The sequence below is a fragment of the Almyronema sp. genome (assembly GCF_052168255.1).
Lineage (GTDB): Bacteria > Cyanobacteriota > Cyanobacteriia > Phormidesmidales > Phormidesmidaceae > Sphaerothrix > Sphaerothrix epifaneia.
The window spans coordinates 36,644-48,770 of the sequence record NZ_JBQLZL010000084.1; the positions used below are offsets into that span (position 1 = coordinate 36,644).

Annotated in this window: 8 protein-coding genes; 4 read left to right on the forward strand and 4 right to left on the reverse strand. The window is 52.3% G+C overall.

Annotation, left to right across the window (positions count from 1 at the left end; translation table 11 throughout):
• Window positions 1–469 precede the first annotated feature (469 nt).
• A complete protein-coding gene (locus tag ACTS3T_RS18830) occupies window positions 470–1,852 on the forward strand; it encodes a GntP family permease (protein WP_462935372.1) in 1,383 nt (460 codons plus the stop codon).
• Between the two features lie 15 nt (window positions 1,853–1,867).
• Window positions 1,868–3,415, forward strand: coding sequence for a gluconokinase (gene gntK, locus ACTS3T_RS18835; RefSeq protein WP_462935373.1), 1,548 nt, complete (start codon window positions 1,868–1,870; stop codon window positions 3,413–3,415).
• Here gntK and ACTS3T_RS18840 read toward each other — a convergent pair.
• From ACTS3T_RS18840 to ACTS3T_RS18855, 4 genes are read right to left on the reverse strand one after another with little or no spacing between them, the layout of a single operon-like run.
• Window positions 3,360–4,067 (reverse strand): hypothetical protein, encoded by a 708-nt coding sequence (locus ACTS3T_RS18840; RefSeq protein ID WP_462935374.1) that lies wholly within the window; start codon window positions 4,065–4,067, stop codon window positions 3,360–3,362. The two genes, gntK and ACTS3T_RS18840, sit on opposite strands and share 56 nt — an antisense overlap.
• A 4-nt stretch (window positions 4,068–4,071) precedes the next feature.
• Window positions 4,072–6,474, reverse strand: coding sequence for a CHASE2 domain-containing protein (locus ACTS3T_RS18845; protein ID WP_462935375.1), 2,403 nt, complete (start codon window positions 6,472–6,474; stop codon window positions 4,072–4,074).
• A gap of 14 nt (window positions 6,475–6,488) precedes the next feature.
• Complete coding sequence (locus tag ACTS3T_RS18850) at window positions 6,489–7,814, reverse strand: DUF1822 family protein (RefSeq protein ID WP_462935376.1); 1,326 nt, start codon at window positions 7,812–7,814, stop codon at window positions 6,489–6,491.
• Window positions 7,811–9,292 carry a hypothetical protein gene (locus ACTS3T_RS18855; RefSeq protein ID WP_462935377.1) on the reverse strand — a complete coding sequence of 494 codons (1,482 nt, stop codon included), beginning with the start codon at window positions 9,290–9,292 and terminating at the stop codon, window positions 7,811–7,813. Before ACTS3T_RS18855 ends, ACTS3T_RS18850 begins: the two co-directional genes overlap by 4 nt.
• A 165-nt stretch (window positions 9,293–9,457) precedes the next feature.
• Between ACTS3T_RS18855 and ACTS3T_RS18860 the strand changes: the two genes are divergently transcribed.
• Complete coding sequence (locus tag ACTS3T_RS18860) at window positions 9,458–10,129, forward strand: hypothetical protein (protein ID WP_462935378.1); 672 nt, start codon at window positions 9,458–9,460, stop codon at window positions 10,127–10,129.
• A 339-nt stretch (window positions 10,130–10,468) separates the two neighbouring features.
• A complete protein-coding gene (locus ACTS3T_RS18865; protein ID WP_462935379.1) occupies window positions 10,469–11,938 on the forward strand; it encodes an ATP-binding protein in 1,470 nt (489 codons plus the stop codon).
• Window positions 11,939–12,127: the final 189 nt, after the last annotated feature.

The following is a 12,127-nucleotide window of genomic DNA, read 5'->3' on the forward strand; positions in this document are numbered from 1 at the left end:
AGGCTGCTGATCCTCTACCGCCCGCGATATTTATCAAGAATCTTGTACTGCCAAGCGACCTCTTTCGCTAGAGGGAGGCTTGGGAGTTGGGGCATCTATCAAGCTAGAGACTGAACAACAATTAGCTTTTCAATCTTTTTGCGGCTATGCGGCAGCAAAGATTCTCTGGCAACCTTGGGTCGCATCGACGAGAATCTAAGCGCTCAAGCAGGCGGCTAGACGAGCCTGGAAAATTGGCCGGACGTCCCCTTGCCGATGGATGCCCAGGGCGAGGGGTGAGTCTTGCACCCATTGCCAATCTAGGTTGGCAGATGGCTCTCAAGCCTTGTAGCCGTTTCGACAACGGCTACAGGTTGCTATTGATGGGGATACCTCGCGGGTAGAGGTAACTGAAACATTAGGCAGGCTGCTTTTAGGGCAAATAGCCAAAAGCGGCAAAAACATTGAGAAGCGAGGATTAGAGCAGTTGATGTCTACTTTCTCGCTAATTTTTATTGCCATTCTTGGCATTGCGTTACTGCTATTTTTGGTCATCGTAACGCGCATTCACGCTTTTATTGCGTTGCTCATAACTAGCCTGTTTGTTGCCATTATTGGCGGCATTCCCCCGGCGGAAGTGGCCGATGTGATTCAAACAGGTATGGGAAATACCCTGGGCTATATCGCCATCATCATTGGCTTAGGAGCCATGTTTGGCGAACTGCTACAAGCCTCTGGCGGAGCCGAGATTATCTCAAACACGCTGATTAAACGAGCCGGAATTGAACGAGCGCCTTGGGCTTTGGGCTTTACGGGGCTAATCATTGCTATTCCGGTGTTTTTTGATGTGGCTTTGATTTTGTTTATTCCGCTGGTGTACAGCATGGCTCGCCGGACAGGGCGATCGCTGCTGTATTACGGCATTCCGCTGGTGGCTGGTATTGCCGTGGCTCACAGCTTTATTCCGCCCACGCCAGGGCCTGTCGCTGTTGCTGGCTTGTTGGGGGCAGATTTGGGCTGGGTGATTTTGTTTGGTTTGATTGCCGGGATTCCAGCCATGATTGTGGGCGGAATTTATTTTGGTAAGTACATTGCCGACAAGATTTACATTGACCCGCCAGCCGAAGACGCTGCCTCAGAAGCCGCTCAGCAAAATGAAGCCGCCGCGATCGCTGAAACCGTATCTCGCCAGACTAAGCAGCCGCTTTCGTTTGGGTTGGTGGCTGGCATTTTAGCTGTACCGCTAGGGCTGATTTTGCTCAATACGGTGTCTGATGTGGTGCTGCCTGAAGAGAGCCTTTTGCGTAACTGGATTGCCTTTATTGGCCATCCCTTTACGGCGCTGATTTTGGCCGTGTTGCTGGCGATGTATTTTTTGGGCACTCAGCAAGGGTTTTCGCGACGGGAAGTGTTAAAGTTTGCCACGCGATCGCTCGAACCTGTAGGGCTAATCATTCTGGTGACGGGGGCAGGTGGCGTTTTTGGCAGAGTGCTGGTTGAAACGGGTGTGGGTGAAGCTTTAGCCAATGTGATGGCGGCTTCTAATTTGCCTATTATTTTGCTGGCCTTTTTAATTGCAACGGTGGTGCGGGTGAGCCAAGGATCGGCCACCGTCTCTATGGTGACGGCTGCGGGGCTGATGGCTCCTGCTGTAGAACTGGGTAACTATTCAGCGCCGATGGTGGCAGCCATTACGATTGCGATCGCCTGCGGAGCTACAGTGCTTTCCCATGTAAACGACTCTGGCTTCTGGCTGGTGGGTCGGTTTTTTGACATGGACGAAGCCCAAACTTTGAAATCTTGGACGGTGATGGAAACGATTGTCGGCGTCGTAGGGTTTTTAGTGGTGTTGGTGCTGAGCTTTTTCTTGTAAACACAGATTCGAATCATGAAAACCGTAAACTACATCATTGGTGTCGATATCGGCACCACCAGCACTAAAACCGTCTTATTTTCAGCCAAAGGCGATGTGGTTGAGCAACAGGCCATTGAGTATCCGTTGCTCTCACCCACCCCAGATGTGCAAGAACAAGACCCGGATGAAATTTTTCGAGCCGTGGTCAACAGCGTTAAAACCGTGGTGGCTAACAGTGAAATTGCGGTTGAAGATTTGGCTGGTCTTTCCTTTAGCGCGGCCATGCATAGCCTGATTGCGGTCGATCCGCAGGGACAGCCGCTAACGCGCAGCATTACCTGGGCCGATCGCCGCAGCGCCCCCTGGGTGGAAAAAATTCGTCAGCGCTATGACGCCCATGCCCTTTATCGCCGCACGGGTACCCCCATTCACCCCATGTCGCCCCTGGTTAAGCTCACCTGGTTGCGCCATGAGCACCCTGATTTGTTTGCTCAAGCCGCCAAATTTATTTCAATTAAGGAATATGTGCTGTACCGCTGGTTTGGCGAATATGTGGTGGACTATTCCATCGCCAACGCCACCGGGCTGTTCAACATGCAGACGCTCAATTGGGATGCTGAAGCCTTAGAGATTGCTGGCGTCTCTGCCGATCGCCTTTCGCGACTGGTACCGACGACCCATGTTTTGCAACCCCTGCAGTCGGAGGCCGCAGCGGCGCTGGGGCTACCGACTAACCTGCCTGTGGTGATGGGGGCTAGCGACGGTGTCCTAGCTAATTTAGGCGTGGGGGCGATCGCTCCTGGCGTGGTAGCGGTCACAGTGGGCACCAGCGGCGCAGTCCGAGCCGTTGTAGATCAGCCTCAAACTGACCCGCAAGAGCGGCTGTTTTGCTATGCCCTCACCGAGCAGCAGTGGGTGATTGGCGGTGCGGTCAACAATGGGGGGATGATTTTGCGCTGGGTGCGGGACAACCTGGCCGATGCGGAGGTCGATACGGCTCATTTGCTGAAGCAAGACCCCTACGACATTTTGACGGCGATCGCTGATACCGTTCCCCCTGGCTCAGAAGGGCTTATCTTTCACCCTTATTTAGCGGGCGAGCGATCGCCCCTGTGGGATGCCAACGCCAGAGGTAGCTTTTTTGGTTTGGCGCTGCACCACACCAAAGCGCACCTAATTCGGGCGGTACTAGAGGGCATTGTCTATAACCTCTACGTGGTGCTAGAAGCCTTACAGGATATTATTGGCCCTGCCAAAAGCATTCAGGCGACGGGTGGCTTTGCCCGCTCGACGGTCTGGCGGCAAATGCTAGCCGATGTTTTTGACCGGGCTGTGATTATTCCTGAAACTTACGAAAGCTCCTGTTTTGGCGCGGCGGTGCTAGGGCTATATGCCCTAGAGCTGATCCCCAGCCTCGATCGCGTGTCAGATATGATTGGCGAAACCCACCGCCACCGTCCTATCCCTGAAAACGTCTGCAAGTACCGCAAGGTGCTGCCTTTCTACACCCACCTGCTCAACCACTTTAAGGGCGAGTACGCAGCGATCGCTGCAATTCAAACAGAGTTGGGGAAGCCGTAGCGGCTGAGTTGGCTGCGCCGCAGCTTTGCTCAATCGCAGTTTGGATATAGCGCTCGGCGGTGGCGGTGGGCGATTGGGCTGCTATTTGCAGAGCATCGGCCCAGAGGTAGCGATCGCTAAAGTAGGTAATCTGCCTGAGCGCCTGATCTTCAGGCGAGGCTTGTTCGATGGCCAGTTGAGTTTTCAACACGGTGAGTTCATCGGCAATAACCGCCTGTCGCTCGGCAGTCATAACCCGAAAGGGAATGCGGTATAGCTCAGCAGCAAACGGCCCGCCATAAACCTGCCATAGGTAGGTTTGCCCAGGTTGCAACGGGGTTTCAGCCCCGTATGGCAGCTCGGTTGTCTCGGCGGTGGGTTCGGCTTGCCAGATGGGTTCACCCGTTTCTATGGGGCTGATCGCTATTTGGGTCACTGGGCCTTGCCAGACAAACAAGGGGCGATCGCTCCAAACGGTCAGCTCACTTTGGGGCACAATCAGCGGCGACACAATACAGACATCGCCTCGTGAACCGCCAGCGCTAGGGGGAAACGGCGGCTGGGGCGGTGTTTGGGCGTGGGCTAGCCCGCCGCTAAAGCCCAGCGTCGCCAGTAACCAGAGCGGCCTAAACGTGAACCGCTGGCAGACGTTCCAAAAGGAGGGTTGAACCACGAAATTAACCATTAGATTTACTCGACAATAGAGGGGGGGCGAGATAGGCCAGGATCACAGCGCTAGGCAGCAACCAGGGGATCAGAATTAAACCAGAAATGTAAAGCTGCAAAACCGCTAAGCCATACAGGGCGATGGCGCTGACCAGAACGCCCCCTTTTTGCCAGCGTTGGGCAGCGGCAGGCGAAAGCCACAGCGTTAGCGCTTTGGCTAGCAGGGCGGCTAAGCCTACCAGCCACAGGTCAGGTAAGGGCACAACCCAGTGGCGGTTGAGAAAATGGTGAAACTGATAAGCATGCAGTTCCCCCCCCGGCACGATGGTATTGAGGCGGGCTGTGTTTTGTTGCTGCTGCCAGTAGCGCAAAGCCGGATTAAGCGGGTAGTTGTCAGCACTGAAGGCATTGACCCCGGCATCGCCATACCCACCTGGCATAATCAACAGCACCGACTGCGAAAATTCCTGACGTAATTCAGCAGGCGATCGCGCTAAAAACTGCCATGCGGGAATCTGGCGATAAATTTGCTGAGGCGGCAGCGAAAAGTCCACAATGGGGTACAGCCAGCTCTGAGCCAGCCGAAACGAAAAAGCGGTGAGCGGCTGCAAACGCGATCGCGCTGTACTCTGCTGATAAGCCAGCGCCAAAGGCGACTCAGTTGTCGGCTGATCGGTGGTTTCTGCGGCTAGCGCCAGCAAGGCCGTAAACGGCAGCGGCCAATTTTCGTAGGGTTGGGCAGGCAGCAGATTGGGGCGTTGCCCTTGAGATAACAGTTGAATATCGCCCTGCCAGGTGGGTATAGACGTCGCCAAAACGGGCAGCGGATTGAGCCAGGTGCCGTTGTCGTCTCGATGGGTGGCCAAAATCACACGAGCCTGGGTTTGCTGATAAAAAGTGGTTAAAGCCGCCCGTAATCTGTCGTCTTGCTCAGCCAGCGGTCGATCCAAAATATAGTCAATGCCGATAGCAGTGGGTTCCAGGTTGGCTGCTTGCTCAACCAACCGCGCCAGGTAGCGCCGATCCATCGGTCGCGGATCGCCGATGCCTCCTTTAATCAGCGAGTCATTATCTACCTGTACGAGCAAAATGTCAGGGGTGGCGGCGGGCACTTGTTGGGTCACATGGCGGTAAACAGCTTGCGCCCAGATGCGCTGTTGCAACAGCCAGCCTTGCAGCGGCACCAGCGTACTCAAAACCACGCAGCTAGCCAGGGCGATCGCTTCGTGACGTTTGGGTAGCCAGCGCTGCATGTGCTGCCGCCAGCCCTGCTGCGGTATTTGAAAAAGCTGCGAACTGGGGTGGCGAAATAACGAAGGCACCAGATGGGCTGCTGGATAAATCAGGCTTTTATCGCGCAGGTGTTGGCAGGCGGTTATCAGTGCGGTATGTACCGCCTGGTATTGCCCCAAGGCTTGCAAAAACTGAAGCAAAAAGACCTGCGCCACCTGGTTATGAATCGGCTCTCGCATGATGGCGACCTGGCTTAGCCCCAAATCGATGAGTGATTCGGCAATATTTAGCCCGCTGCAGGAGTTAAACAGGGCAAATTGCAGACCGTTTTGCTGGGCGATCGCCAGTTTTGGCCCTATCTCTCGCAGGCTGATTGAAGCACCCGGAGCGATCGCCAGTTCTCCACCCGTCATGGCCGTTTCGTTGCTGTGTCCAGCAAAAAGCAAAACGTCCCACCCCAGCGGCTCGGTGAGGGCGGCAACAATGGTTTGCTTCAAATCAGCGATCGCCTGCTGAGGTTGCCAGCCGATAAACCGTACCTCAGCTAGCCGATCTAAGCTGGCGATCGCCGTGCGGTCAGCCGCAAAATCCAGACCCGTTTCGTCGCCTAAAATGACTAAAATTCTAGGCCGCGATCGCCGTTTGCTGGTTGGCTTTGCCGTGGGTCGCCGAATGTTGGCAGGCGATCGCGCCAAGCGCACAGTGCCAGCCCCGGCAAATTCAGCAGTGATTTCCCACGCCTCCCAGGGCAGCCGAGCCAAGGCCAGCGGCGTACAGGTGAGAAACAACTCTAAGGGGCGATCGGGGTGGGCTTGCGCCGTTTGTGCTAGCTGCGATCGAATTTCGAAAAGTTCTGAACTGCGAAGCCAGCGATTGAACTCGTAGATTAACTGGGCTTCAGCCGCTACTAGCTGAGCTTGCCAGTCGGTAAGGGGGGTGACGCTGCCGCTCGCTTGAACTCTGCCGCGCAGGGCATCGCTGGGCGGTGGCTTTGGCTGAGTCAGTTGTAGGGTTTGATAAAAGCTCAAATAGGCCGATTGCCACTGGCGGTAACACTCCATAACATAGTGAGGTGCCGGTAACTCGGCCTGGATCTGCAACCCCTGACCCCAGCTCAGCTCAAACAGGCAGATGGGGTCAACCTGCTGAATTTTGAGGCGATGAAAACCCTCAACCGTCATGGCACATTCCAACCCTATGCTTCATTGTCTGGCATAAAGGCGAAGGGTGGCAGTTGAATCGTTGTGCCCGACGGCAAATCGATAGATACCCAAAACTGCTCATCCAGACTGCCAATTACCTGGCCATAGAGATAACTGCTGGGGCTATGAGGTTCCAAAGTATGTTCTACCAAGAGCTGCTCGGCATCGCGAATGCGCAAATAAGTACCCGCGAGTAAGCGATCGCCAGGTCTTGGCCCCACAATCACCAGCAGCGACCACTCAGACGGCTCAGACGGCAAAGCGCCCGCAACCGCATATAGCCGCAGCAAGCCCTGTTCCCAGCTAATGTCTCGGTAAGCCCCCCGAGCCTGAGGGGTGAGCTGAACCCCGCTACGCTCCAGTTCGCTTAAGACGGTTTCTAGCTCACTGGCGGTTGAGCGCAGCGCCGTAGCGGGTCGCAGCGTCGGTAAGAGTTGCCAAGCTAAGTTAGCGGCGGTTTGGTCTAGCTGGTTCCGCAACCAGAGGCTAGCGTTGATCGCGGCTTGCCCCAGCGATGCTGGTGACGATTCGGCAGGCAAAGGGGGCGTTTGCCCTTGCTGCGTCTGGTAAAGCCAGTTGACCCAATCAGGCTGCTGGAATAAAGCCGCCCCCAGCGACCAGGGTAAGCGCTGCCAGATGGGGGTAGGATCGGCGTGAATGACGGGTTGCAAGGCTTGTAAGCGCTGCCTTAGTTGGGCTGGGCTGGCAAAGTCGAGGGGGGGGGCAGATAGGGGCATTGCCGCTGCGTCTAAGCAACGTAGATAGAGCAGCAGTTGATCGGCGTCTAAGTCAAACCAACTGAGGGGCACAGAATAGGTCCAATCGTCTTCAGCCGTTGCTAAAGTCTGCTGCTGGCTGAGCTGATCGTGCCGCAGATAGCCCTGAATCATCACCTGGCTGCTGTCTTCTTCAACCTGAACCAGCACATAGAAATGGGGAATAAAGTCGGCTAGCTCTACGGCTGCGCGTGGAATGCTGACCACTTCGTCCCAAAGACTGCCGATAGTTAGCAAACACAGCTTGAATGCTCCCACCTGCAAATTGCAAATTGCCGACAATAATAAGTTGTTATAGGCAGGTTGCTCTAGAGTGCTGTGCTGCTGATTGAGGCTTAAGTCGGGCGATCGCTCTGCTAACCAGTGTTCTAAGCCGACGAGTCCTAAGCGATTGAGATAGCTCTGCCATTGCCGATCGGGTGCAAGGGTTGACTGGCTCAACTGGGCTAGCTCAACTAGCTCTGACGCTGTCAGCGCGATCGCGTTGGTATCGATCGCTTCGTGCTCTAGCGAATCGGCTAAATTTTCTGGGTAGGTGATCATGATTCCAGGCTCCGAGTGTCTAAGTAGCAGCAGAGGTGATGACTTAAACAGCTACGGGGGCTTGTACTGGCAGTAGCTGCCTCTGCTTCAGCTTCCTGCAACAGCGTATCGACTTGTTCAGCGAGGGCGGCTGAAATTTTTTCGTCTAACAATTTCAGCCGATCGGGGGGGAGATGGGTTTGCACTTTTGCCCGAATGCGATCGCCTAAAAGCTGTAGCAGCCGATGGCGAATGTCGGCTCTAAGCTGCTTTAGCTTCAGCAGGCGGCTCACCTGATACTGCTGGCTCAGCCCAACTTGGTGAGCAATGTCGCCCATTGCCAAATCTTGGCAGTGAAACAGTTTGAGGGCGTGCAAAAACTGCTGAGGGGATTTGTTTTTTCGTCGCTGTAGCTGAGCGACCCACTGCTCAATTACCTCAGCGATCGCCTGATCAAGACACTGCATCAGTTGCTGGCGGTAGAACTGCAAAAACGCCTGCAATTCGTCTTCAGCTTCAGCCGCTTGTTGGGCGTGTAAGCCTTCTACGACCGCTCCAAACTCTGGCTGGTCGAGCGACTCGGTTGGGGTAGCCCCAGTGCGCACATAGATGCGGTATTGGCGTAAATAAGTGGCGATCGCTTGGAGCTGAGCAAACAAGTCATTCGGCTGAGCCTGAAGCTGAACGGGAAGGCGATCGGCAATGCGCTCTAGTTGGGCGGTGGTGGGGGGAATGCAAGCGCTAACGGTGCCCTGTTGGCGTTGCTGTAGGCGATCGTGGCGATATACCTGGTGATAAGCCTGTAGTAAGGCTGCGGCTTGAAAAATTTCTGGTGGCGTCAGCCGATGAAATTCGCTAAAAATGCGCTGGAGTTGTTTAGGATGGGTGTCGTTCAAAATTGCCCAATCACTAATCAGGTAGACGCCCTGCTGCAGCAAAAACTGGTTGAGTTCGCGGTGGTGCCGCACCCGCCGAATCACCCAGGTGTTGAGGCTGGCTTTTTGCGGATTGTAGGTTTGTAAAATGTCTGTCGCCAGCGGTCGATACGCATCAGGCGAAAGCTGATGCAGCGATTCTAAAGGATACGTCTCATCTAAAACGTAAGGAAACAGGTCGTAGCGACTAAAGCCATGCCGCTGACCAAACTGGCTTTCTAGCTGCCGACAGACAAACTGAGTTTGGTGAGAAATCAAACAGCGCAAACTGCCTTCTGCCAGCGCAAAAGCGGCTACTGACGAAGAATCGAACTGCTGAAAAAGCGTCCATAACCGCTGCTGCAAGGCGCTGTCAGAACGACCTGCAAATTCGTCTAAAACTTGTTTGAGAAATACTTTCAGGGTTGGTAAGGTAACCAAATGCGGTCGGCTAGCGGCATCAATTCGCACTAGACGCCAGTAACGCGGAGACAACTCGGCAGGAGCAATCATGAATGGCCAGTTAATGCTGACGGCGGTTGTTTCCCAGGTTACATAGGTTTGGCGCATTCGTGCGGTATTCACTACGGGTATCTGTCCATCGACCTGCATTGAGCTTTACTGCTGATGACATCAGACCTATGCAAAGAGGGTATAAAATTGTGATTTTTCTCTTAAAAGGGGTCATATCCCTGGCGCTAGATGGGCGCAAATAGATTAGAGTAATACTGTCTAAGGACAGCACAGCTCATGAGTGATACGACGGCATTTTTGGCTGGATGCGCGACGACGGGCGTGGCGGCACTTTTGCTTGTCTTGGCTCGGGCTAGCGTTGATGAAACTGCGCCTCTGCTTCCTAATTCTGCCAACAATTTTGCTGAAGAAGCGATCGCTCCTCCTTTGCAGGTACCGCCGCCGCCTGTAGCGCCAACCACCAACAGCGATCTAGAAGAACAGCTTCGTCGAGAGCTAGAAAGTCAGCAAGACATGACCACTGACTTAGAAACTCAGCTCAAACAGCAAGAGTTACTCATTCGGACGCTAGAAGAAAAATTAGACGGTCAGCAGCAAAATACGCAGGCGACGCTGGCACAGTTGCAAGAATATCAGCAGTCTTTAACTGAGCTTAGCCTTAACCAAAATCGCTCAGCCGAAGTGGGTAGCCGTAGTGAGACTCAAACGCTGGTGCTTTGGCTCGGGGCGGGCTTTTTGCTAGCGCTGATTTTGGGTGGGGGTGTTGTGCTGATTGTGCTGCTGATTATGGTTTCTCAGTCACAACGGCGATCGCCGCGTTCTTATCAAATGGTGTATCCGCCTAGCCCGCCGCCGCCGCCCTATCGCTACTACGAGCAAGAGTTTTTACCCCCCCCTACGCTGTATCCTCGCCGCACCGAAGCCCACGATCCCTACGACTTTCGCTAAGGCAGGCGATCGCGGCTGTGCTAAGGCAATTTAAAGACAGACACTCTTGCCTAACCGCTTAACCTGAGGCAGCCGTTTGGGTGTTTAACCCAAAGCCCTAAGCCATGCCCGCCCCAACAGCTCAAGCTACCTATAGGGAAATGATATTTGCGGACAAGGTAGGTTGGGAGTAGAAAAGTTTCTGCTGTTGGGTTTCGGTTCTCAACCCAACCTACTGGAGATCGGCGATCGCCTTGGCAAACAACATCCGCTTCCTTCGTAAGACAAGCGTTAAGATTAGTCGATTGACCTTGATAAGCTTTTTCACTAGATTAAGATTAATCGATTAATCTTATTGCTATGCTTGAAATTTCCAAAGAAGATATTATCTCTCGTCTTCAATTTGATAATCCTTGGTGGAGTGCTGGTAAAAAGGGGAAGATCCTCTACCAGAATTCTCCTCGACGAAAGTACTTTGAGACTTTTTCTCGGAACATTTTAGATACCAGTGTGCGTCGAGCAATTGTTTTGATGGGGCCAAGACGTGTTGGTAAAACGGTCATGGTCTATCACAGTATTCGGATGCTTTTAGATGCTGACGTTAGCGCCGAAGATATTTTGTATTTATCTCTCGAAACTCCAATCTATACTGGATTGGCTTTAGAGCGAATACTCCGTTACTTTCAAGAATTATTTAATCACGAACGCGATTCAAAGCTATTTATCTTTTTTGATGAAATTCAGTATTTACGTGAATGGGAAATTCACCTTAAATCGCTGGTCGATTCGTTTCCAAACTATCGTTTTATCGCTACTGGCTCTGCTGCTGCCGCCCTACGCTTGAAAAGCACTGAATCTGGAGCTGGTCGCTTTAGTGATTATGTTTTGCCACCGCTAACGTTTGCTGAGTACTTAATGTTTATTGGAAGAGAAGATGAATTAATAACATCTGAATCTCATGGATTGGAAGGGTATGCCTACTTACCTCGAAATATAGAAGAATTAAATAGAGAGTTTGTTAATTACCTTAACTTTGGTGGCTATCCAGAAGCAGTTTTTTCTGAGACGATTCGGTTAGATCCGGGTCAATACATAAAAAGTGACATTATTGACAAAGTTTTACTACGTGATTTGCCAAGCCTTTATGGCATCAGTGATATTCAAGAACTTAATAGGCTTTTTACTACCTTGGCGTATAACTCTGGCAACGAGGTGAGCTTGGATGGCTTATCAAAATCCTCTGGTGTTGCTAAGAATACTATTAAGCGTTATCTCGAATATCTTGAAGCGGCATTTTTAATTCGTCGAGTTGAAAGAATTGATCAAAACGCAAAGCGGTTTAAAAGAGCAATGTGCTTCAAGGTTTATTTGACTAATCCATCAATGCGGGCAGCTTTGTTTGGGCAGCTTGAAATAAATTCTGAAGCTATGGGGGCTATGACTGAAACGGCAATTTTTAGTCAGTGGCAACATAGTAAAATGATCGAGCTTTACTATGCGCGTTGGAAGACAGGAGAGATTGATATTGTCCATTTAGATCAAGTCCACCAATTACCTTCTTGGATTGTTGAAGTTAAGTGGAGTGACCGACCCTATAATTCAACTTCTGAGCTTGATAACTGCATAGAATTTGTCAAGAAAAACCCAGGCATATTTCAACCTATCAAGATTACTAGTCGAACGATTAGAGATAACAATTTTGTGTACAGGGGTGTAAGGTTTGAATTTGATTTAGCTAGTCTGTATGCTTACACGCTTGGTGCCAATATATTGCGAAATATTGATGCAAAAGTTCAGCGACAACGCGATCGCTTAATGTCTGATCAGTAGGACTCTATAAATTGCGTCTAAACAACTTCAAGAAAGATGCCTAACGTTGCCCATCATCCAACGGAGATAACCTTTGCACCACAACTGATTTACTCTCGGCGGTCGGGTGCATAGGCTTGTTGGGCTTTGCTAAAACTAAGTCGGCTCTATATGGATTTCGGGGAGGTCTGAGCCAGAAAAGGATTGAAA